23 protein-coding genes and 2 pseudogenes are annotated in these 21,262 nt (G+C 73.5%); 18 read left to right on the forward strand and 7 right to left on the reverse strand.

Annotated elements, in window-relative coordinates; all coding sequences use genetic code 11:
• Positions 1-173: 173 nt before the first annotated feature.
• Positions 174-506, forward strand: coding sequence for an RCC1 domain-containing protein (locus tag ACWDD9_RS41435; RefSeq protein WP_234348211.1), 333 nt, complete (start codon positions 174-176; stop codon positions 504-506).
• On the opposite strand, the gene ACWDD9_RS41440 is transcribed toward ACWDD9_RS41435, so the two are convergent.
• Positions 427-849, reverse strand: a complete 423-nt coding sequence (locus ACWDD9_RS41440; RefSeq protein WP_049649631.1) for an SsgA family sporulation/cell division regulator — start codon at positions 847-849, stop codon at positions 427-429. The two genes, ACWDD9_RS41435 and ACWDD9_RS41440, sit on opposite strands and share 80 nt — an antisense overlap.
• A gap of 273 nt (positions 850-1,122) precedes the next feature.
• Here ACWDD9_RS41440 and ACWDD9_RS41445 point away from each other — a divergent pair, with 273 nt between their 5' ends.
• Positions 1,123-1,632, forward strand: coding sequence for a DUF6328 family protein (locus tag ACWDD9_RS41445; RefSeq protein ID WP_220450088.1), 510 nt, complete (start codon positions 1,123-1,125; stop codon positions 1,630-1,632).
• A gap of 54 nt (positions 1,633-1,686) precedes the next feature.
• On the opposite strand, the gene ACWDD9_RS41450 is transcribed toward ACWDD9_RS41445, so the two are convergent.
• A complete protein-coding gene (locus tag ACWDD9_RS41450) occupies positions 1,687-3,327 on the reverse strand; it encodes a phytoene desaturase family protein (protein WP_375877469.1) in 1,641 nt (546 codons plus the stop codon).
• On the reverse strand, positions 3,309-3,803 hold the full coding sequence (locus tag ACWDD9_RS41455) for an SRPBCC family protein (protein ID WP_375877468.1): 495 nt from the start codon (positions 3,801-3,803) through the stop codon (positions 3,309-3,311). The genes ACWDD9_RS41450 and ACWDD9_RS41455 overlap by 19 nt, the downstream gene beginning before the upstream one ends.
• A gap of 375 nt (positions 3,804-4,178) precedes the next feature.
• On the opposite strand from ACWDD9_RS41455, the pseudogene ACWDD9_RS41460 reads away from it, so the two are divergent.
• The 4 genes and pseudogenes from ACWDD9_RS41460 to ACWDD9_RS41475 all read left to right on the forward strand — a co-directional run.
• Positions 4,179-4,655 (forward strand): annotated as a pseudogene (locus ACWDD9_RS41460) (glycoside hydrolase family 15 protein); the annotation flags it as partial.
• Between the two features lie 285 nt (positions 4,656-4,940).
• Positions 4,941-7,112, forward strand: a complete 2,172-nt coding sequence (locus tag ACWDD9_RS41465) for a catalase (RefSeq protein ID WP_117485519.1) — start codon at positions 4,941-4,943, stop codon at positions 7,110-7,112.
• A gap of 217 nt (positions 7,113-7,329) precedes the next feature.
• A complete protein-coding gene (locus tag ACWDD9_RS41470; RefSeq protein WP_049649638.1) occupies positions 7,330-8,286 on the forward strand; it encodes a TIGR03557 family F420-dependent LLM class oxidoreductase in 957 nt (318 codons plus the stop codon).
• Positions 8,287-8,578: 292 nt separating this feature from the next.
• The gene (locus ACWDD9_RS41475) at positions 8,579-9,394 is read left to right on the forward strand and encodes a ribonuclease BN (RefSeq protein ID WP_375877467.1); all 816 of its coding nucleotides are present in this window, start codon (positions 8,579-8,581) and stop codon (positions 9,392-9,394) included.
• A 46-nt stretch (positions 9,395-9,440) separates the two neighbouring features.
• Here ACWDD9_RS41475 and ACWDD9_RS41480 read toward each other — a convergent pair whose 3' ends face one another.
• Positions 9,441-10,175 carry a class I SAM-dependent methyltransferase gene (locus ACWDD9_RS41480; RefSeq protein WP_375877466.1) on the reverse strand — a complete coding sequence of 245 codons (735 nt, stop codon included), beginning with the start codon at positions 10,173-10,175 and terminating at the stop codon, positions 9,441-9,443.
• Positions 10,176-10,185: 10 nt separating this feature from the next.
• Positions 10,186-10,407, reverse strand: a complete 222-nt coding sequence (locus ACWDD9_RS41485) for an HAD family hydrolase (protein WP_049649640.1) — start codon at positions 10,405-10,407, stop codon at positions 10,186-10,188.
• A gap of 125 nt (positions 10,408-10,532) precedes the next feature.
• Between ACWDD9_RS41485 and ACWDD9_RS41490 the strand changes: the two are divergent.
• The 9 genes and pseudogenes from ACWDD9_RS41490 to ACWDD9_RS41530 all read left to right on the forward strand — a co-directional run bounded on the left by ACWDD9_RS41490 (position 10,533) and on the right by ACWDD9_RS41530 (position 16,565).
• Positions 10,533-11,599: pseudogene (locus tag ACWDD9_RS41490) on the forward strand (SDR family oxidoreductase).
• A gap of 2 nt (positions 11,600-11,601) precedes the next feature.
• On the forward strand, positions 11,602-11,925 hold the full coding sequence (locus tag ACWDD9_RS41495; RefSeq protein ID WP_049649641.1) for a hypothetical protein: 324 nt from the start codon (positions 11,602-11,604) through the stop codon (positions 11,923-11,925).
• Positions 11,926-12,276: 351 nt separating this feature from the next.
• Positions 12,277-12,732 carry a hypothetical protein gene (locus tag ACWDD9_RS41500; protein WP_117485513.1) on the forward strand — a complete coding sequence of 152 codons (456 nt, stop codon included), beginning with the start codon at positions 12,277-12,279 and terminating at the stop codon, positions 12,730-12,732.
• The gene (locus tag ACWDD9_RS41505) at positions 12,729-13,019 is read left to right on the forward strand and encodes a monovalent cation/H+ antiporter complex subunit F (protein ID WP_053111949.1); all 291 of its coding nucleotides are present in this window, start codon (positions 12,729-12,731) and stop codon (positions 13,017-13,019) included. Before ACWDD9_RS41500 ends, ACWDD9_RS41505 begins: the two co-directional genes overlap by 4 nt.
• A gap of 49 nt (positions 13,020-13,068) precedes the next feature.
• Positions 13,069-13,371 carry a cation:proton antiporter gene (locus ACWDD9_RS41510; protein WP_159028339.1) on the forward strand — a complete coding sequence of 101 codons (303 nt, stop codon included), beginning with the start codon at positions 13,069-13,071 and terminating at the stop codon, positions 13,369-13,371.
• Positions 13,368-13,658 (forward strand): Na(+)/H(+) antiporter subunit B, encoded by a 291-nt coding sequence (locus ACWDD9_RS41515; protein ID WP_049649644.1) that lies wholly within the window; start codon positions 13,368-13,370, stop codon positions 13,656-13,658. Before ACWDD9_RS41510 ends, ACWDD9_RS41515 begins: the two co-directional genes overlap by 4 nt.
• On the forward strand, positions 13,655-14,407 hold the full coding sequence (locus tag ACWDD9_RS41520) for an MnhB domain-containing protein (protein WP_049649645.1): 753 nt from the start codon (positions 13,655-13,657) through the stop codon (positions 14,405-14,407). The genes ACWDD9_RS41515 and ACWDD9_RS41520 overlap by 4 nt, the downstream gene beginning before the upstream one ends.
• Complete coding sequence (locus tag ACWDD9_RS41525; protein WP_049649646.1) at positions 14,407-14,754, forward strand: sodium:proton antiporter; 348 nt, start codon at positions 14,407-14,409, stop codon at positions 14,752-14,754. Before ACWDD9_RS41520 ends, ACWDD9_RS41525 begins: the two co-directional genes overlap by 1 nt.
• Before the next feature lie 2 nt (positions 14,755-14,756).
• Complete coding sequence (locus ACWDD9_RS41530; protein WP_049649647.1) at positions 14,757-16,565, forward strand: complex I subunit 5 family protein; 1,809 nt, start codon at positions 14,757-14,759, stop codon at positions 16,563-16,565.
• Between the two features lie 14 nt (positions 16,566-16,579).
• Here ACWDD9_RS41530 and ACWDD9_RS41535 read toward each other — a convergent pair whose 3' ends face one another.
• A complete protein-coding gene (locus tag ACWDD9_RS41535; RefSeq protein WP_117485509.1) occupies positions 16,580-16,786 on the reverse strand; it encodes a hypothetical protein in 207 nt (68 codons plus the stop codon).
• Positions 16,787-17,392: 606 nt separating this feature from the next.
• On the opposite strand from ACWDD9_RS41535, the gene ACWDD9_RS41540 reads away from it, so the two are divergent.
• Positions 17,393-17,626, forward strand: coding sequence for a DUF6296 family protein (locus tag ACWDD9_RS41540; RefSeq protein ID WP_053111950.1), 234 nt, complete (start codon positions 17,393-17,395; stop codon positions 17,624-17,626).
• Between the two features lie 122 nt (positions 17,627-17,748).
• Here the strand turns inward: ACWDD9_RS41540 and ACWDD9_RS41545 are convergent, their stop codons facing one another.
• On the reverse strand, positions 17,749-19,815 hold the full coding sequence (locus tag ACWDD9_RS41545) for a YbdK family carboxylate-amine ligase (protein ID WP_082345199.1): 2,067 nt from the start codon (positions 19,813-19,815) through the stop codon (positions 17,749-17,751).
• A gap of 206 nt (positions 19,816-20,021) precedes the next feature.
• On the opposite strand from ACWDD9_RS41545, the gene ACWDD9_RS41550 reads away from it, so the two are divergent.
• Both ACWDD9_RS41550 and ACWDD9_RS41555 read left to right on the forward strand, forming a co-directional pair.
• On the forward strand, positions 20,022-20,678 hold the full coding sequence (locus ACWDD9_RS41550) for a HemK2/MTQ2 family protein methyltransferase (protein ID WP_049649650.1): 657 nt from the start codon (positions 20,022-20,024) through the stop codon (positions 20,676-20,678).
• Entirely contained in the window at positions 20,662-20,919 is a 258-nt protein-coding gene (locus ACWDD9_RS41555; protein WP_049649651.1) for a CDGSH iron-sulfur domain-containing protein, read from the forward strand. Before ACWDD9_RS41550 ends, ACWDD9_RS41555 begins: the two co-directional genes overlap by 17 nt.
• Positions 20,920-21,262 lie beyond the last annotated feature (343 nt).

Below are 21,262 nucleotides of genomic sequence, written 5' to 3' on the forward strand. Positions count from 1 at the left end.
GGGCAGGGAAGCGGGACGTGGCCGTGGTGGGGGCGGGGGAAGGTGGGTGTCGGTCACTGCTGCGGCAGCGCGAGCAGTCGGGCGTGCAGGCGTTGTGCATCCCGGCTGCTGCCGATGCTCCGGGCGTGGAGGGCGAGGGTGGCGCCGGCCCACACTTCGGCGTCGTCGGGGGTGTGCGGCTTGACGCGGGCGGCGCGGACTTCAGCCTCGCCCTGCTGGAGAACGGCCAGGTCTTCGCGTGGGGGCGCGGCATCAACGGCCAGCTCGGCACCGGCAACCGGGCCACCAGCTCGGTGCCGCGCCAAGTGACAGGCCTGGAGGTCGTCCTCGCCATCGCGGCCGGCGTGTACCACGCCCTCGCCCTGATGCCGGACGGCCATGGGCACCCGTGCGGCGCCGGGCGCCCGGCCGGCGCACTTCGTGCGGTCAGCCGGCGGCGCGCAGCCGGGCGAGGGTGGCGTCGATATCCAGGTGGTCGGTTTCCGATCCTGCGGGCACCAGGGTGAACGAGTCCGTGAGGAAGGCTGTCACGGCGTCCTCCGGGGCGCTGAGCACCGCCCGGCCGTCGGGGCCCTGCAGGGTGATGAGGACTTCGCCGACCGGTCCGGGGCTGATCTTGACGTCCCCGGTGCCGGTGGGGACGTGGCGCCCCTCGTTCAGTAGATCCCGGCTGAAGTACCAGCACACCTCGGCGTCGGAGCCGGTGCAGCCGCACGGGGTCAGCGGGAACACCAGGCATGCCGCATACGGAAGGGCCGTGTCGAAGCGGAGCTCCACGTCGACCGGGACGTCGGGCAGCGGGCTGTCGGGGAACGTGACGGGCATCGGGCGGACAGCGGACTTCTGCATCGGATCACCCTCCTGCGACGGCTGTGTGCGTCGGCCTCCGGTGGGCCGACGCATGCCAACGCGCCTACCCCAGCGCCCACGCGCCAGTCGGCAGGCTGGATATCTGCACAACTCCCTTGCTTTCGAGGAGTGTTGCATGTCGCAGCCACATGGGTGGAGCTCGGCAGGCCGGACAGGGACGAGCGCGCCGACGCCCTCTGCAACGTGATTCTCCGCCTGCCGGGAGCGCCAGGAGCGCACGGCCGGCGCGGACCACCGGCCTGTCCGGCAGGTATGCGTACCGGGCGGGGCAGGTCCTCCGGCGGACGGCTGCTCATCACGGACCTGTGGGAAACGACGGGCCAGAGCCGCCGTGCGGATCGTCTCCGACGATGCGTGGTGGCATGCTCGGATGATCGCGGCCCGTGTACGGAGGGAGTTTGCTGCGTCGCCACCGTCGTCCTCGGCGCCGTCGCCACCGGAGCCCTGATCGCGCCCGTGGCCTTCCACCGCTTCCTCACCGGCCACGGCATGAAACCCGAACTGGTCCACGTCGCCAGTCGCCTCATCGCCGTCGGACTCATCACCCTGGCCCTGACCATCGCCGCCGCGCTGCTGCTCCTGCTGCGCACCGCCACCGGCAACCCGGCCGCCGCCTGGGGCCTCAGCGCCGCCTGCCTGATCTGGTTCGCCACCAGCTGGCTCGTCCTGCCCCAGGTCGTGCTGCGTCGCACAGCCGCCGCGCGCCGGGCTGCCGTATCCGGGCTCGGTGCCCCCCGCGGCGGTGGCCGCCCCCCGCAGTGACAGCCCCTGCAATCCCGGCCTACCCGGGCCGCGGGTCCCGCCCGCCCGACGGCGTCACGCCGTCTCGCCCCCGCCTGGGTCGGCCAGGGCCCGCTGGGCGCGGGCCAGGGCGGGTCGCAGCAGCCGGCCGGTCCGGGCTTCCTGGGCGCGGAGCGCGGCGCGGGCGGCGTTCGCGCCGCAGGCGCCGTGCACGCCACCGCCCGGGTGGGCCGAGGCGGAGGCGAGGTAGAGGCGCTGGATGGGGGTCTCGGGCCGCCCCGTGCCGGGTAGCGGGCGGAGCAGCGCCTGTTGGTGGAGGGCCGCGGTGCCGCAGTTGATCGCCCCGCCGACCAGGTTCTGGTCCAGGTGTTCCAGCACCGGCGGGGTGAGTACGTGCCGGGCCTGGATCCGGCCGGTGAAGCCGGGGGCGAAGCGTTCGACCTGTGCTTCCATGCGGCGGGCGATGGCTTCGCTTTCCCTGTCGTCCCAGGACCCGGTGATGCCGTCGGGCCCGAGGTCGTCGGCGATGTGCTGGGGGACGTGGGTGTAGATCCAGGCCGATTCGGTGCCCGCGGGTGAGCGGGACGGGTCGGCGGTGGTCATCTGGCCGAGCAGCCCGAAGGGGCGGGCCGGTAGACGGCCGGTGCTGACCTGGAGTGCGTAGTCGCTCAGTTCCGTCCAGTCGGCGCCGAGGTGGACGGTGCCGGCCCGGTGTGCCTGCTCGGCGGTCCAGGGGATCGGCGCGTCGAGGGCCCAGTCGACCTTGACGGTGGCGAAGTCCCACTGGAAGCGGCGTACGGCGTCGCGGAATCCGGGCGGCAGGCGTCCTTCCCGGACCAGGCGGCCGTACAGGTGCGGAGCGGGCACGTCGGCGAGCACGGCTCGGCGCGCGCGGACGTAGTCTCCCTGGGCGGTGCGGATGCCCAGCGCCCGGCCGGCGCGGACGACGACCTCGCTGACCGGGGCACCGCGGCGGATCGTTCCCCCGCGCGATTCCAGACGCCGCACCAGGGCGCCGCTGAGGGCGCTGGCTCCGCCGACCGGTACCGGCCAGCCGTACTGCTCGCCGAGCATCGCCATGAGCCAGCCGAAGGCGGCGCTGCCCGGCGATTCGGGCAGTAGATCGGCGTGCAGCGCGCAGCCGGCCAGCAGCAGCCCCGGGCCGTCCCGGTCGAACTCCTCCTCGGCCAGTCGCCGTACGGGCAGCGCCGCTAAGCGGGCCAGCCGCAGCAGGCCGGGCGCCCGGAGACGCGCGGCCAGCGCCAGGCAGGCGCGTACCGGCGGGAACGGCGCGAACATCGCCCCTACCAGGTACGGGTCCAGGTCCTGCCAGAGCTGTGACAGCCGTCGCCAGGCGAGCGCGTCCGGCCGGCCGAAGCTCCGCCCGATGTCGTCGATGTTCGCCTCCGGTCCGCGCCGCAGCAGTGCGCAGTGACCGTCGGGCAGGGGATGGGCGAGCACGATCGGCGCGTGGCTCCAGGCGAGGCCGTGCTCTTCGAGGCGCAGGGCCGCGATCACCGGCGAGGCGGCGGCCAGCGGGTAGAACGAGCTGAACAGGTCGCTGACGTAGTCGGGGTGGACGCCGCGGTCGCTGCGGACAGCGCCGCCGGCCTGGTCCTGGGCCTCCAGCACCTCCACCTCCCAGCCGGCGTCGGCCAGCACGTTCGCGGCGACCAGGCCGTTCGGCCCGGCCCCGATCACGACGGCGTCGGCCATGACGGACCTCCCCCCGACGCGGACGCTTCCAGGCCGGCCGCCCGGGGCGCCTGCTCGACCGTGCGGGCGAGGCGGGCGAGCAGTCGGCGGTGGCGCAGATCCAGCACCAGGTCAGCGGGCGCCGTGTGGAGGCTCCCGCCCAGGCCCCGCAGCGGGTGCTCGTCGACGATCACCAGTGTGGCGTCGCCCCACGCGATCAGCTCGATGGCGATCCGGACGGTGCCGAGCCGCCCGGCGAAGGCCTCCAGTTCCAGCCGGTGCCCACTGTCGGACACACGTACGACGATGTGGCCTTCGAAGCGGAACGGGCCGGCGCTGACGGTGTAGCGCAAGCTCGACCCGACTGCGGGCCACCGGCCCTCACCCGGGCGGGTCCGCCCCGTGCCGGGCACCCACCGGCCGTACGCGGCCGGGTCGCCCAACACGCTCCACACCGCCTGCGGAGCCCGCTCTATCAGGACGTGTCTCACAGCCATCGGCTGTGCCTCCTTGTGTCCGGTCCCTGACGAATCACCCGTACCTCAAAAGGCGCATACCCGGTTAGTTCCCCTGAACGCGACACTCGCAGCGGCCCGTTCTCCGCCGTGGGGCAGGGCCACCCGTCCCACCGGAACCCCGACTGGTCGCCGCCGGGCCCCGTCCAGGGCAGCGTCTGTGCCGAGCCCGGCATGCCCGCCCACGGCCTGCGGGCCGGCAGGTGATTCCGCACGGACACCGGGCGGTATCACCCACGGCGGTTTCATCGCGGCGCGAGCGGTTAGCCGCTCTCCGGGCCTCGTTCGCCCACCAGGAGCCACGCCCGCGCTGTGGAGGAGTTCGGTGATGAAGGTTTCCGACTACGTGCCGCCGGCTGGGAGGCGCTGGCGGATGCGATCCTCGCGGAGACCTCCGCCGACTGCCTGCACCCCACCGGCCGGTGGCAGCGCTCCCCAGGCCGGACGGGCGTGGACGCGGCCCTGCTGCTGCCCGCCATCCGCGGCGCCCTGCCTGCCGAAGACCCGCGCGCCGTCGCCACCCTGCGAGCGGTGCGCGCCGATCTCGCGCAGGACCACCACGTCTACCGGTTCCGCCACGACCGGAGACCCCTTCAGGACGCCGAGGGCGCCTTCCTGCTGTGCGGATTCGTCATGGCCCTGGCGGAACACCAGCAGCACAACGACGTCGAAGCCGTGCGCTGGTTCGAACGCAACCGTGCCGCCTGCGGTCCGCCCGGCCTCTATGCGGAGGAGTTCGACGTCGCCCAGCGCCAGCTGCGCGGCAACCTGCCCCAAGCGTTCGTCCACGGGTTGATGCTCGAAGCCGCCGCGACGCTCGCACCCGGTCACTGAGCCCGTTGTGATCCGCCGCACCCGCGTGTCGGAGCAGCAGCGACCGCTGCGGGGTCTCGCCCGCTCGGCCCTGCCTGGCCTACTGCCCCCGCGGTTGTGCGAGCGCGCATGGCGGCGGTGTTCGCCTGCGTACGGCTTCGGGCTGCAGGACTGCCCCGGCGCCTCCAGGCTCCAGGCTCCAAGCCGGGCGCGAAGGTTTGAGCCGTTGTCCGGCGGGCAGCCGCGCCCCACAGCGCGGGCGGCCGTGAGCCGCCTCGCACCGACCTCAGGACGGAGGGCTTTGAGATGACCACCAATCCCGGACCGCCTGGAGGACGCCCCCAGCCGCCCCCGGTCACGGAGGCTCCCCATCCAGGCCCTCCCTCGGGGGGCGAGCGCGATGCCAAGGACATCGCGCTGGACGCCTTCCGGGCCCCGGAGCCGGACGGTGCGCTCACCACCGATCAGGGGATCCGGGTCGACGACACCGACAACTCCCTGACCGTGGGCGAGCGTGGCCCGACGCTGTTGGAGGACTTCCACCTGCGGGAGAAGCTCACCCGCTTCGACCACGAGCGCATTCCCGAGCGGGTGGTGCACGCCCGCGGTGCCGGCGCGTACGGTTTCTTCGAACCGTACGAGTCGCTGGCCGAGTTCACCTGCGCCGACTTCCTCCAGGAGGCCGGCCGCCGGACCCCGGTGTTCGTCCGCTTCTCGACCGTCCAGGGGCCGCGCGGCTCCGCCGACACGGTGCGCGACGTCCGCGGCTTCGCCACCAAGTTCTACACCCGGCAGGGCAATTACGACCTGGTCGGCAACAACATGCCGGTGTTCTTCATCCAGGACGCGATCAAGTTCCCCGACTTCGTGCACGCGGTGAAGATGGAGCCGCACAACGAGATCCCCACCGGCGGCACCGCACACGACACGTTCTGGGACTTCTGTTCGCTGCAGCCCGAGTCCACCCACATGCTGATGTGGGCGATGTCGGACCGGGCGATCCCGCGCAGCTTCCGGATGATGCAGGGCTTCGGCGTGCACACCTTCCGCCTCGTGACCGCCGACGGGCGCGCCACCTTCGTCAAGTTCCACTGGAAGCCAAAACTCGGCGTCGCGTGCCAGGTCTGGGACGAGGCCCAGATCACCGCCGGCCGCGACCCCGACTTCCACCGCCGGGACCTGTGGGAGGCGATCGAGGCCGGCGAGTTCCCGGAGTGGGAGCTCGGCGTCCAGCTGATCCCGGAGAAGGACGAGTTCTCGTTCCCGTTCGACCTGCTGGACCCGACGAAGCTGGTGCCGGAGGAACTCGTGCCGGTGCGGCCGGTCGGCCGGATGGTCCTCGACCGGAACCCGGAGAACTTCTTCGCCGAGACCGAGCAGGTCGCCTTCCACACCGCCAACGTCGTTCCCGGCATCGACTTCACCAACGACCCGCTGCTGCAGGGCCGCAACTTCTCCTACCTGGACACCCAGTTGATCCGCCTGGGCGGCCCCAACTTCTCCCAACTGCCGGTCAACCGTCCGCTCGCCGAGGTGCGCACCGACCAGCGCGACGGCTACGGCCAGCAGGTGATCCACTCCGGGACGAGCTACGCGCCGAACTCGGTCGGCGGCGGATGCCCGGCCACCCTGGGCGGCGGGCGCCTCGCCGAGGGGGTGTTCGAGCACTATCAGGAGCGTGTCGACGGGCAGGCGATCCGCCGGCGCAGTCCGAGCTTCGCCGACCACTACGGCCAGGCCGCGCTGTTCTGGCGCAGCATGGCCGGCTGGGAGCAGGAGCACATCATCGCCGCGTTCTCCTTCGAGCTCGGCAAGGTCGGGGACCAGGCCGTGCGGCACCGGATGGTCGCCAACCTGGCCCGTGTCGATCAGGAGCTGGCTGTGGAGGTCGCCCGCCGCATCGGCGAACCCGAGCCCGCGCCCGAGCCCGCACCGGACCGGCCCACCGGCGACCGCGAAGCCGGAGCAGTGGGGGAGCGGGTCTCGCCCGCGCTGAGCCTGGAGAACCTGCACGGCCACGGCATCCGTACCCGCAAGGTCGCCGTCCTGGTGGCGCAGGGCGTGGACGCCGCCCAGGTGCGGGCGGCGCGCACCGCCCTGCGGGCCGAGGGCGCCACGGTGGAGACCCTGGCCCGGTACGGCGGGAGCGTGGCCGGCAGCGACGGCCAGGACGTGGAGGTCGACCGGGCGTTGGCGACCACCGCCTCGGTGCTGTACGACGCCGTGGTCGTCCCGGACGGCGCAGAGGACGTGCTGGTCGTGGAACCGGACGCCGTCCGGTTCGTCAACGAGGCACTGCGGCACGGCAAACCGGTGGCCGCGCTCGGCACCGGCACGGCGCTCCTGCGGGCCGCAGGGGCCCGCGAGGCGGAGCAGCTCGCCGGGGTCGCCCTGTGCGGCCCGGACCGGCAGCCCGGCGCCTCGTTCTGGGAGGACTTCGTCCACCTGATCGAACAGCACCGGTTCCCGCAGCGCTGAACCCGAGCCCGAATCGCCCGCGCGACCTGCCCAGGAGGACGAGGTCGGTGGGCCCTGCCCCGTTCGCCGGCTTGGCCCGTTCGCGGTCGAGTCCGTCGGCCTGGTGGTGCTGTCAGGGAGCACTCGAAGGACCTTCGGCCTAGCGTGGTGGCGACAGTGCCCGGGGGCCGCCGCCGCCCGAGGCGGGGGAGGACGTTCACGAAGGAGCGGATTCCGATTGACCGAGTACGGCTACTTCCTGTCGTGTGAGGAGTTCACCCCCGCGGAGCTGATCGACCAGGCCCGTCGCGCGCAGCAGGCCGGGTTCACCCGGTTGGCGGTCTCCGATCACTTCCATCCGTGGAACGACGCGCAGGGCAACAGCGCGTTCGTGTGGTCGGTGATCGGGGCGCTGTCGCAGGCCGTCTCGCTGCCGGTCACCACGCTGGTGACCTGTCCGACGGTGCGGCTGCATCCGGCGGTGACCGCGCAGGCCGCCGCGACCTCCAGCGTTCTGCTGGGTGGGCGTTTCGCTCTCGGTGTCGGGACGGGGGAGGCGTTGAACGAGCACGTGCACGGCGATGCGTGGCCGTCCTTCGAGGTACGGGCCGAGATGCTGGAGGAGGCCGTCGAGGTGATGCGCGAGTTGTTCACCGGGGAACCGGTCAGCCACCGCGGCCGGCACTACACCGTCGACAACGCCCGCCTGTACACCGTCCCCGACCAGCCGCTGCCGGTCTACGTCTCGGCGTTCGGGCCGAAGGCCGCCGAGTTGGCCGGCCGGATCGGGGACGGTTTCGTCACCATGACCCCGGACGCCGACCTCGTGGGCGCGTTCCGCGAGGCCGGGGGCCAGGGCAAGAAGGTGGTGGGCGGCGTGAAGGTGTGCTGGAGCAGCAACCGGGAAACGGCCGTGGACGTGGTGCACCGGCTGTGGCCGACCGAGCTGCTGCCCGGCGAGCTCGCCCAGCTCCTGCCCACCCCGGCGCACTTCGAACAGGCAAGTCAGCTCGTCACCCGCGACATGGTTGCCGACGCGGTCACCTGCGGCGACGACGTGGAGCAGCACGTGGAGACAGCGCGCGCATATGAGCGCGCCGGGTTCGACGAGGTCTACGTCGGACAGATCGGCCCCGATCAGGAGGTCTTCTTCGACGCCTACCGTGAGCTGGTCCTGCCCGCCCTGAACCGCTGACCCGGTCTGTCCGACCTATGGCCGCTGAAGCCGCGTCCGCACACGGGAGAGGCCCCGCTACAGGGTCCGGCCCCGGCAGGTGGCCCCTTCGGGCGCAGACGCCTTCGAGAGGCAGAGGTGGTTGCGGCGGCACGGCAGGGTACTTCGCGGCGCCGGGGCGCTCGGCGCCGGCCGGATGCCCCGGGTTCTGGCACCTGACCGGCGTGCGAAGGCGTGCACTGTGAGAGCGGTCTGGCACCGGTTGCGCTTTGTGTGCGGGCGGGCGTGGGGGCGCGGGTTGGAGATCGAGCTGATGCAGCGTTCGCTGGCCTTCGCCGCGCTGTTCTTCGTGACCCTGGTGCCGTTGCTCATGGTCATCGCGGCGGCTTCCCCTGCCCGCGGCAACGGGATCGCCCAGTGGATCACCGACGGCCTGGGGCTGTCGCCGCGCGGTGGCCAGGCCGTCGAGACGCTGTTCGGTTCACGCGGGCAGGTCCTCAGCACGACCACCGGGTTCAGCCTCGCCGCGCTGGCTTTCTTCGGCGTCTCGCTGACGGGTGCGATGCAGGGCGCCTACGAGCGGATCTGGGGCCTGCCGCGAGGACCGTGGCACCGGGTGGGGCGCCAGGTCGTCGCGCTGGCCGGGGTGACCGGCTACCTCGTCCTCGCGGCCTGGAGCGGCGTGCCCTGGCAGCACACCGCCGTCCAACCGACCCTGCGGATCCTCGCCACGGTGCTGGGCGGTCTGCTGCTGTTCTGGTGGCTTCCGCGCTTCCTGCTCGGGGCCCGTGCCCCGCGGCGAGGGCTGGTGCCCGGGGCGGTGGCCACGATGGTCGCCCTGGCCGGTCTCCGGCTGTTCTCCCGGCTGGTCTTCGCCCCGCTACTGGTCTCCAACGCCGTTTCCTACGGCACGGTCGGCGCAGTCCTGGTGGTCCAGTCCTGGCTGATCGGGGTGGGCTTCACGGTGTACGGCGGAAGCCTCGTGGGGTGGGCGCTGTCCGGCGGCGACCGGTCAGCCGCGGGCGACGGTGGTGAGGGGGGCCGCGGCACACCGGCAGCCGGCGAGGAGCCGGCTGACGAGGCCGGCGGGGCGCCAGGCGGAACACCACCGGGCGAAGCGGACGACTGATCCGGTGCGGCACGGGACCAAGGCCCGCAGGCGGGCGAGGTCGGGTCTAGGGAGCGGGACGGCGAGCCGCCACCAGGTCGGATCCGGGCGCCCGCACAACACGCAGTCCTGCGGCATCGAGTTCCTCCGCGAGCTGTTCGGGCGGGACGGGCCACATGTCGAACGCCTCCCGGGCCTCGCGCAGGAGCTCCTGCGCGCGTTCGACGCGGTAGGTGAAGACCACGCGCAGGACGCCGCGATGGGGCCGTCGGGTGACGTCGGCGCTGTACAGGTCAGGACCCACCCGCACCGGGCCGAGCCGTCCCGCCGCCTCGCACCCGTCGGGCAGGCCGGCGGGCGGCGGATCGAACAGGAGCAGGCCACCGGGCAGGAGGGCTGCCGAGATCGCCTTCCAGGTGGCCCGCCTGGTCGGGGGATCCAGACAGGCGATCACGTTGGAGGCGACGGCCAGGTCCGCCACGGCCGTCAGGCCTGTCGCCGCGAGGGGCTCGGGGTGCACGGTGACGCGAGCGCGCTGGTCCGCCCCGAGGTGCGCCAGGCGCGACAGCAGGGCGGCGCGCATGGCCGGGGCCGGTTCGACGGCGTGGACGGGCACACCGGAGGCGCGCAGCAGGACCTCGGTGGCGGTGCCGGTGCCCGCGCCGACATCAAGGACGGCGTGGCGGGCCCGCGTGGCGGCCGCGGCGAAGCGCCGCTCGGCCAGACGGCGGTCGGTCTCGGCCTGCAGGAGATCGTAGAACTCCGCGGAGACCGTGTACCCGCCGTCGGGGGAGTCGTCCACGGCCGCGCGCTCAGCCGCGTACGGGCTGGAAGTGCGTCGGGTCCGCGAGGGCGCTGGAATCGAGGCGGGCAAGGAGGTCGCCGACATCGGTGTGGACCTCAAGGGCTCCCGCCGAGCGCAGGGCCCGCTCGCCGAAGCCGCCGGAGAGCACCGCCACGCCGGTGACCGGGGCTCCGGCGGCGGCCTGGACGTCCCACGGGGTGTCGCCGACGAACAGCGCCTCGCCTGGCATCGAAGCCTCCCTTACTCACGCCCCCGGCATGTCCACCCTGTCGACGCTACGGCCCGACGACCGGCCACGCACGCGGCGCGGCGCCGGGCCGTTTGCCCCGCTGTTTCCCGGAAACCCGAAGCAGTATGGAAACTTCCTGCCGGACCATCGTCATCACCGGGGCCAGCGGTGGCATCGGCCGTGCGACCGCCGAGGCGTTCGCGCCCGCGGAGACCGGCTCGCGCCGATCGCCCGCGGCCGGGTCGGCCTCGAAGCGGCGGTGCGCGATGCCGAGCGGGCCGGCGCTGCCAAGGTCATCGCCATCGAGGCCGACGTCGCCGACGCACACGCGGTGGAGGCCGCCGCCGAACGGGCCGAGGAAGAACTCGGGCCGGTCGACGTGTGGGTCAACGACGCGTTCGCCTCCGTCTTCGCCCCGTTCACCGAGGTCTCCCCGGAGGAGTTCCGGCGCGTCACCGAGGTCACGTACCTCGGCTACGTCTACGCCACCCGGGCCGCCCTGGCCCGGATGCTGCCCCGCGATGCCGGGGTGATCGTGCAGGTCGGCTCGGCGATCGCCTACCGCGGCATTCCGCTGCAGAGCGCCTACAGCGGCGCCAAGCACGCCATCCAGGGCTTCAACGAGGCGCTGCGCTGCGAGCTGCTCGCTTCCGGTACTCGGGTGCGGACCACGATGGTGCAGATGCCGGCCGTCAACACCCCGCAGTTCGACTGGGTCCGGTCCCGCCTGCCCCGTCGGGCGCAGCCGGTTCCACCGATCTACCAGCCCGAGGTCGCTGCCCGCGCGGTGCTGTTCGCCGCCGACCACCCCGGGCGGAGGGAGTACTGGGTGGGCGGCAGTACGGTGGCGACCCTGGTGACGAACGCCGTCGTGCCCGGGCTGCTGGACCGCTACCTGGCCCGCACGGGCTTCGACTCCCAGCAGGAGGACCGTCGGCGCCGCGCCACGGACCCGGACAACCTGTTCGAGCCGGTGGACGCCCGGCGGGACTTCGGGGCGCACGGCCGGTTCGACGGCCGGGCCCGGGATCGCAGCCGCCAGCAGCAGGTGGCGCACGCCCTCGGCGGCCTCGCCGACGCGCTGGGGCGCGCGGCTGGACGGGTGCAAGCCGGTTTGCCCGGTGCCGGTAGCGGGTTCCTCTCACGGATGCGGGGAACACGCACCCCGCAGTCATCGGACAGGAGTGTGTGACCATGCCTCGCGGATCGAGTCCCAAACGGGAGCGGCAGTACGAGCACATCAAGGACAGTGCGCTGGAGCGCGGTGAGAGCGAGAAGCGCGCCGAGGAGATCGCCGCCCGCACCGTGAACAAGGAGCGGGCCCGGCACGGGGAGTCGAAGACCGCCAGCCGCAGCTCGCTGAAGGACATGTCCTCCTCCCGTCGCGGTGGGCTGCGGTCGCACAGCGGCGCCCAGGGGCCGACGAAGGAGCAGCTCTACAACGAGGCGAGGCAGCGCAACATCCACGGGCGCTCGAAGATGAACAAGAAGGAACTCGAACACGCCCTGGGCCGATAGGAGCTGGTCACCGTGGGTACCGTTCCCGTGCCGCCCGACCCCGATGTCACCCCGGTTCCGCCGTCGCCCAGCCCGCCGGAGCCGGTGGAGCCACCGGTGCCGCCGGATCCGCCCGCGCCTCCCGGAACGCCCGAACCGCCCCCTGAGCCGCCGGCCCCGCCCGGCCCGGGCGAGCCCGCGGAGCCTGCCCCTCCGGAGCCCGGGCACCCCCGCCCGTCGGAGCCTCCCGACTGACCCGGAGGCCATGACACGGCCGGGCGGTGGACGGCGTGCGCGGAGGCACCGCCTGCGCCGCGGAGTCGCCAGGTGGCCGGCAACCGAACAACGGCCCGGAGGACTACAGGAGGTCAGGTGCTCACCCGGCTGGTGGAGACCGTGGTGTGGGGTGCTGCCCTGACGGGGCTGACGGTGGTGTTCGTCAGCTCCGTCTCGCCCGTCGAGCTGCTGGTCGCCGTTCTCGCCGCGTCGGGCGGGGCGGTCGCGGCCCGCAGGATGCGTCTGGCCGCACGTGTCCGCGTCGGAGGAGGGCGTGGCGCGGTGCGTGCGCTCCTCGCGCTGCCGGGCTCGGTCGTGCGCGGTCTGGCCGTGCTGACGGCCGCGATGGCCCCCGGTCACGGAGACGGGAGGGTACGGCGCATCCGGCTGCGCCCCGGAGCGGGAGCCGGGTGGGCCGGCACGCTGCTCGCCGCCTCCCCGGACACCTGCGTGATCGACGTGCCCCGCGACGACGAGGTCGTCGTGCACGCTCTGCGCCCGACCGCGGGACCGGTCGAGGAGGCCGTGGCCCGCACGGACGGCGCGCGGTGAACGCCTGGACAGCGGCGGCCCTGGTCCTGTTGGCGATTCCCGCGCCGACGTGCCTGTGGGTCGCGGCGCGCGGCACCGCGGTGCGCCGACTGCTCGGGGCGTCGATGCTGTCGACCGTGGCCGGCGCGGTGTTCCTGCTGCTCCCGATGGCGTACGACCGGTCCTCCTATCAGGACCTCGCGCTGATGCTGGCCGTCCTGGCCCCCGCCGGCACCCTTGTCTTCGCCCGCTTCGTCGCCGGCCGCCGCCACGACGCGCACCCGTACGGTTCCACGCCCGAGAACTGACGAGACCCCGCCCGGCCGGCCAGACCGGGGGTGGGGGAGGGAGTTCGGATTGACGCCACGCCATGTGATCGTGCTCGTGCTGCTGTGGGCCGGCGTGGGGTGTGTGCTGCTGTCCGCGGCCGCGGTGCTGCGGCTGCGCGGAGCGCTGGCGCGCCTGCACGCCCTGGCCCCGGCCTCGGTGGCCGGTGTGCCGCTGATCGCCGCGGCCGTGGCAGTCGACCAGGGACCGGGCCGGGGGGCGGCCAAGACGCTGTTCATCGGCCTGGTCTTCGCCGTCGGCGGGACGGTCACCACGATCGCCGTCGGCCGTGCCACCCGTGAAGCCGAGGCCGAAGCGGTGAGCAGGCCGTGAACGCATGGCTGATCGGATTCGTCGTCGCCTTCGTCGTCCTCGCCGCCACCACGGCGGTCCTCACCCGTGACCCGGCCCGCCAGGCGGTCGTCCTCTCCGTGCTCGGTCTGGGCCTGGCGATGCTGTTCGCGGTGCTGCAGGCGCCCGACGTGGCGCTCTCCCAGCTCGCCGTGGGCACCGCGCTGACCCCGTTGCTGATCCTGCTGACCGTACGCAAGGTCACCCGCCGACCCACCCGCACCGACGACCGGGCCAGCGCCGGCGACAACGGGCGGGAACGGAAGTGACGGCCCGCGCCCGGCTGACGATGTTCCTGGCAGCGGCCGCCGTCATCGCCGCGTTCTTCACGGCCGCGTGCACTCACCTCCCGCCGTTCGGCACGGACAGCCATTCCTACGGGGACCGGGCGGTGGCGGCGGCGCTGGACCGGCGCACCGCCAACGTCGTCTCCGCCGTCAACTTCGACATCCGCGCCTTCGACACCCTCGGCGAGGAGTCCATCCTCTTCGGCACCGTGCTCGGGGCGACCCTGCTGCTGCGCCGGGCCCGCGACGAACGCCACCGCCGCGCCGAAGCGGAGCGGGTCATGCCCACGACCCGCCTCTTCGGCGCGCTGCTGCTACCGGTCACCCTGGTCGTGGGCGTCTACATCGTCGCGCACGGCCAGCTCAGCCCCGGCGGCGGCTTCCAGGGCGGTGTCGTCCTCGCCACCGCCCTGCACCTGGCCTACGTGGCCGCCGACTACCGGGCCCTGAAGCAGCTGCGCCCGCTCGCCGCCCTCGACGTCGCGGACTCGCTCGCCGCCGCCTCCTACAGCCTCGTCGGCCTGGCCGGCCTGATCGCAGGCGGCGCGTTCCTCAAGAACGTGCTGCCGCTGGGCACCTTCAACACCGTCACCTCCGGCGGCACCGTCCCGGTCCTCAACGCCGCGGTCGGCGTCGAGGTCGCCTGCGGCCTGATCGCCCTGCTCGCACACTTCCTCGACCAGGCCGTCGAACTCACCGAACCCGACCAGCAGAGAGACGGAGACACCTGATGGGAACGTGGGTCTTCCTGGCCGCCGGATGGGTCCTGCTCATCGCCCTGTACGGCCTGGTCACCAGTCGCAACCTGATCCACGCCATCGGCTGCCTGGCCGTCGCCCAGTCCTCCACCTACCTCCTGCTCCTCGCCGTCGGCTACCGCCGCGGCGCGACCGCCCCCGTCTACTCCGACCTCACCCCCGGAACCCGCCCCGTCGTCGACCCCGTCGTGCAGGCCCTCGCCCTGACCGACGTCGTGGTCGGCGCGACCGTCACCGCGCTGTTGCTCGCCCTCACCATCCAGTTGCGCAAACGGCACCACACCGTCGACCCGCAGGCCCTCACCGGCCTCAAGGGCTGACCGTGACCGAAGCAGCCCTGCTGCCGCTCGCGGTGGCCATTCCCCTGCTCGGCGCCGCACTGCTCGCCGTCGCCGGCCGCAGACTTCCCCGGACCGGTTGCGACATCCTGGCCACCACCTGCGCCGGTGCCGAGGCAGCGTGCCTCGCCCTGCTCTGGGCGCGCACCGACGGGCGCCTCGTCACCGCCGACCTGGGCGGCTGGCCCGCCCGCCTCGGCATCGTGCTCGCCGCCGACCCCATCGGCGCCGGACTCGCGCTGCTCGTCGCCGTCCTGGTCCTCGCGGTCGTCGTCTACGCCTGGCGGTACTTCGACGAACCCACCGGCGAGCACGCCGGCGCCTTCCCCGCCCTGATCCTGCTGTTCGAAGCCGGCATGGCCGGCTTCGCGCTCACCGGCGACCTGTTCAACGCCTTCGTCTTCTTCGAACTCATGGGAGCCGCCGCCTACGCCCTGACCGGCTACCGCATCGAGGACCCCCGCCCGCTCCAGGGGGCGCTCACCTTCGGCATCGTCACCTCCTTCGCCGCCTACTGCTCCCTGCTCGGCATCGGCCTCCTCTACGCCCGCACCGGCGAACTCAACCTCGCCCGCCTCGGCCGGCAGCTCGCCGGCCACCACACCGACGTGCTGACCGTGGCCGCGTTCGCCCTGATCGCCACCGCCCTGCTGGTCAAGGCCGCCGCCGTGCCGTTCCACTTCTGGCTGCCCGACGCGCACGCGGTGGCGCCCACCCCGGTGTGCATGCTGATGTCCGGCGCCATGGTCGAACTCGGCGTCTACGGCATCGCCCGCGTCTACTGGACCGTCTTCTCCGGCCCGGGCGGCATCCACCCCCAGGCCTTCCGCACCACCTTCACCGCGATCGGTCTGCTGACCGCACTCCTCGGCGCCCTGATGTGCTGGCAGCAGCGCCACCTCAAGCGCCTGCTCGCGTTCTCCACCATCAGCCACGTCGGCCTGTTCCTCATCGCCGTCGCCCTGCTCACCCCCGACGGCGCCACCGGCACCGCGGTGTACGTCGCCGCGCACGGCCTGGTGAAGGCCGCGCTGTTCGCCCTCACCGGTGTACTGCTGGACCGGTACGGCTCCGTCGATGAACACGGGCTGCACGGCAAGGCACGCGACCTGCGCACCGTCGGCGTGCTGTTCGTGGTCGGCGCCCTGGCCCTGGCCGGCATGCCGCCGTTCGGTACCGGCCTTGGCAAGGCCCTGAGCGAGGAGGCCGCCGGCCATTGGCAGCCGTGGCTGCCCGCCGTGTTCGTCGCGGCCTCCGCCGCCACCGGCGCGGCCGCTCTCCGCGCGGCCCTGCGGATCTTCTTCGGCGCCGGCCCGGCCCCACAGAGCCGACCGGACGGGGACGAGACCACCGGCGAGGGCGAGGAACCCGAAATCCGCTCCCCGCAGCGCGCCTTGCCGCGAACCATGACGATCGTCCCGGCCGGTCTGATCGGCCTCGCCGTCCTCGTCGGTTCCCTACCCGCCATCCCCGCCGCCCTCGCCCGTGGCGCGGCCGTCTTCACCGACCCCGACGGCTACAGCGCCGTCGTCCTCACCCAGGCCAACACGCCGCCCGGACCCGTGCCGGCCGCGGACTGGACCGTGACCGGGGTGCTGCTGGGCCTGCTGTCCGCAGCCGTCGCCCTGGCCCTGGCCACGGCCGCCCTCCATCGGTCCGCCGCCGACCGGCACGCGGCTGCCCGAGCCGTACGGGCGCTGCGCCGCCTGCATTCCGGACACCTCGGCGACTACCTCGCCTGGCTCGCCCTCGGCGTCGCGGTGCTGTGCGTCGCGATCGCCGCCCAGACCTGAATCCTCCCAGGGTCCTACAGCCGCTCCTCCATCCCGATGGCTGCCTTCAGATCCTCGTAAGCCTGACCGCGCTTGCCTTCACGCTGCTCCAGCATCGCCCGGACGATCGCATCCAGCCTGTGCTGGATGGATACCGTCCCCGGTGGGTCGCGGGCGCGGCAACACGCTACACGGTGCCCTCCGCAGGCGGCGATCGCCGTCAGCCCGTCGCCGTCGCCCACGGCGTTGCCCGCGGACAGGCGGGGCGGGAGGCCTCTGGGCAGCGAGGATGCGGGGTGGGGGGGTTACCCCGATTGGCGTGGTGCCTCAAGGGTGTCGTCGAGGCCGGTCGGGCGGGCGACTCAGGCGGCCCCGGACGGTGGATTCCGAGCGCGGCGGGGCAGGATCACAAGCGGACAGCTTCCCTCGCGCGAGGAGGCCGGTCATGTCCCCCCACTACCGTCCGCTGAGGGCGTGCGCCTGTCGGGCCCCGCGGACCACGACCGCAGACCTGCCCGGGAGAACCGGCAGCGCCCGCCTGGACGGCAAGGCCGACCATGATCAGCGCGGCGGGTTGGAGGACGCCTTGGCGCGCTCGGTCAAGGAGGGCATGCCCTGTGTGATCGTCGACTTGCCCCGTCTCCTGTCGCGCGACTCCACTCGTCCTGACGCTCTGCTCCCAGTGCGCTTCACCGTGTACGCCGCCGCAATCGCCCCGGTGGTGGCCGCTTCGTTCCCTCAGACCCGGCGCCTGCGGCAGATCACCGGCGCAGACGAGATCTTCACCCGTCCGCGACACCGTCCGCGCCCTCACAGACGCCGGCGCACCCTGCAGAATGAGGCCCGCCATGGACATCCCTGAACGCTACGCGATCACCCTGCCGGGCCCACCAGGAGCGCATCGTCCGCCCGAGATCGTCGTTGTCCACGCCACCGGCGACAGGACACCCGACGGTACCCCGATCTACGCCGACGACACCGGAGCCTTCCGGGTCGAGATCCAAGCCGGTGTGGCCAGGCCCCTGGACGTCGCCACAGGGCCGGGCCAGCACACCTGCCTGCGCGCCACCCCGCTGACCTGACCGCGGCGTTGCCGGCCAGGCGTGATCGGCATCTCCCGTTCGGGGTCGTACATGTCGTCGTCCGGGAAGCAGCTGTGGCGCATCCGAGCGGAAACAGCGGATTCAGGCAGTGGACCCCCCGGTCAAAGCCCCGGGGCGTAGGGGGCGATTCCGATGATGAGGATGTCGCGGCGCCCTTCGTTCCCGTCGTCGCCGAGGCGGACCGGGCCGACGTAGTGGCTGACGCGCCGGTCGTGGACGCCGTAGCCGTCCAGCGGCTCGGTCAGTACGAAGCGGTCGTGGATCGCTTCCGGGGGCAGCGCGTCGGGTTGCCGGCCGGCGCTCTCCGGGGTGGCGATGACGTTCTCGCCGCCCTTCACGTTCCGGCGGCCGATCAGGTGGGCGAAGGTGAAGGTGGCCGGTGAACCGCCGTCCTGATGCAGGCAGTTCGGTGAGGACACCGCCTCCTGGTCCTGGTCGTGGACGCCGAGCGAGATCAGGTGGATGCCGACGTAGACGGGGACGCGGCGCAGGTCCTCCAGCCACAGGGCACGGTCCAGGTCGGCATGGACGAGGGCGTCGAGCAGCCGGTTGCGGTGCAGGGCTTCCGGGATGTCGGGCAGCCGGCGCCGCACCCGGGGGTACTCGGGGTTGTGCTCGTCCTGCCAGTACTCCGTGACGGTGCCGAACTCCTCGTCGGGGGTGCCCGGGATGTAGGAGAGCTCGCCGGTCCAGGGCAGGTGGACGGCGTGCGAGTAGCGGCGGAAGCGGTGGGTCTCACGGGCGTACGGATCCGGCGGCAGGTCCTGATAGGAGTCGGCGAGCCGGGTGAAGTCCTCGGCCAGGGCCACGGTGTCGATGCCGAGGTCGGCGGCGCTCAGGCGGGCGTACCCGTCACGGCGTACCCGCCCGCCGTGCTCCGGCGGGCGTCCGTGCTGCTCCGGGCTGTCGTCCATCGGCTTCTCCGGGCGTTCGCGGGCGTCCGTGGACATGGGTCCGCATGGCCTTCCGGCTTCCTCCACGCTGGCACACCCGTCGGGGGCGCGCCCCTGGGGGGTCCGCCGTACGGATGGCCGGGGCGGGACGGCCTGCAGGGTGGTCATGCAGGTCGCGAGGTCGTCCACGACCGCCGACAGGCCGCCGGCCCGGTGTGCGGCGCGCTGGCGGTGGGCGCCGCTGCCCCGGGCGGCCAGCCGGTCGACGAAGGCGGCGACCCGCTCCAGGTCTCCGAGTTCCTCCAGCGCGGGGCCGATGTGCTCGACGAGCCTCCGTGCGCGTTCCGGGGCGGGCAGGACGCGTCCGGTCAGCCCGTCCGCTCCCGGCCCCGGCCAGCCGTCGCGGGTCGCGTACCAGTACGAGCCGCGCAACAGCTCACCGCGAAGCTGCGGTCCCTTGTCGCCGCGCTCCGCCAGGCGGGCGGAGGTCACCACCAGGCCGCGCACGACAGCCGCCAGGGCCACCGAGTCGGCGGACTCGGCCGGAACGTCCATGCACCGCACTTCCAGCGTCGGCAGGCGCGGGTGCGGGCGGGTGTCCCAGAACGGCAGGTCGGCGAAGGAGCTCCCGCCGACCTCCGCCATCGCGGCGGCGACGCGCCGGTAGTCGTCGAAGGACTCGACCCACGGTGGCGGTCCGAGGGAGGGGAAGCGCAGCCGCAGCACCGAGCGCCAGCTCGCGTACCGGGTGTCCCGTCCGGCGTGGAAGGGCGAGTTGGCGCTCATCTCCACCAGCAGCGGCAGCCACGGGCGCAGATGGTTGCCGACCAGGGCCGCCACCTCGCGGTCGGGCAGGCAGACGTGGACGTGCAGGGCGCAGACGGCGAAGTCGTCCATCAGGCCGCGGAACAGTTCCACCCCGTCCAGGTACCGGGGGTGGTGGCCCACCGGCACCACGCCGCCGCCCCCGATCACGGGCGTCGCACTGGGGCACACGGCCAGGCCCTCGGCCTCGGCGCACGCGGCGAGCTCGCGGCGCAACCGGGCCAGCTGGGCGGACAGCTCGCGCATGGTGGCGCACGGCGGTGTCCGCACCTCGACCTGGAGGTCCGTGAACTCACCGGACACCAGGTCCCCCAGCACGCCCGCGGCGCGGGCGGCCAGCCGCGGGCCCGCGGGAACCACGGCCCGGGACACGGGGTCCACGAGGAAGTGCTCCTCCTCCACGCCCACCGTCGGCGTCGGCCCCCGGCCACGGCCCGCAGTGCCTGCCACGGGCTGCCGAGCTCCTCGCGCGCCCGGGGCGCCGCTGCCGTCCACCTGACCAGAGTCCCTTCTCCCGGCCACGTCGGCATCACGGATCCGGGGTCCGGCCCGAAGACGAGCGCTCGGGGCGGACCCGAGCAGACGCTCGGGACAAGTCCCGGTACGAGCCGCCGTGCGGCAGGTGTGAACCGTGCCGGGCCGGGCAACCGCTCGGCATGCTGCTGATCCGCCCGCCCGGGGTCTACGCGCCCCAGGGCGACACCGAACTGCTGGCCGCCTGTGTGCGCCGGGAGCCGCTGGACGGCTCCAGCCGGGTGCTCGACCTCTGCACCGGGACCGGGGCCGTCGCGATCACGGCGGCGCGCAGCGGGGCCCTGGTCACGGCGGTGGACCTGTCCGCCAGGGCGGTGGCCACCGCCTGGTGCAACGCCCGGCTGCACCACGACCGGGTCCGGCTGCGCCGGGGGGACCTTCTGGCCCCGCTGCCCGGTGAACGCTTCGACCTGGTGACCGCGAATCCCCCGTACGTCCCGACGGACCCGGACGGCGCGGCTCCCGGCCGGGGCGCCGCGCTGGCCTGGGACGCCGGACCGGACGGACGGCTGGTCCTGGACCGGATCTGCCGGACGGTTCCCGGGGTGCTGGCCGAGGGCGGCGTGCTGCTGGTCGTGCAGTCCGCGCTCGCGGGCGTGCCGGCCACTCTGGCGCTCCTGCGCGCGGCCGCGCTGCGCACAGAGGTGGCGGCTCGGCGGCGGCAGCCCTTCGGGCCGGTGATGACGGCCCGGGCCGCCCTGTTCGAGCGGCTCGGAGTGATCCGGCCCGGCGAGCGCGAGGAGGAGTTGGTGGTGGTGCGCGGTGTCCGCGGGCGCTGATCGCTACGCCACCCGGGTGGTCGTCGTGCCGGGCGGCCCTCTGCTGGTCGAGGGCCCGGTGGAGGTGGTCCTCCCCGACGGCACCCGGAGGCTGTCCGAGCGCCCGGTGGTGGCCCTGTGTGCCTGTCGGCGCAGCCGCACGTACCCGTTCTGCGACACCAGCCACCGGCGGCACGGACGGCCGCTGCGGGCCCGGGAGCAGGGCCCGCGCGACTCGGACGGTGCGGCCGGGGGGAGGTGAGCGGACGGACGGTCCGCACCGCTCACCGCGGCCGCCGCGCCGGATGCCATCGCGCCGGCCGCGGCGGCGACGAACGCCGCCCCGCCGACGGCTGGTAGGGGGAGCCCCGCAGTTGGGCGCCGTGATCACGGGCTTCGTCGTCGAAGCGGCCGTGTGCGCCGCAGTCGGCCTCCTGAGATGCCGTCCCCGCCCGGCGCGCTCCGGTCCGGGGAGGAGCGGCGCGGGCTTGCCGGGCGGCCACGATTCTCCCTAGGTGTTCTGACCCGTGAGGTTGGGGACGCGGCTGGCGGGTGGTTTGCCTGCGAGTGCGGTGTGTCCGCGGTGGTGATTGTAGGTGTGGAGC

The sequence above is a fragment of the Kitasatospora sp. NPDC001119 genome (assembly GCF_053598475.1).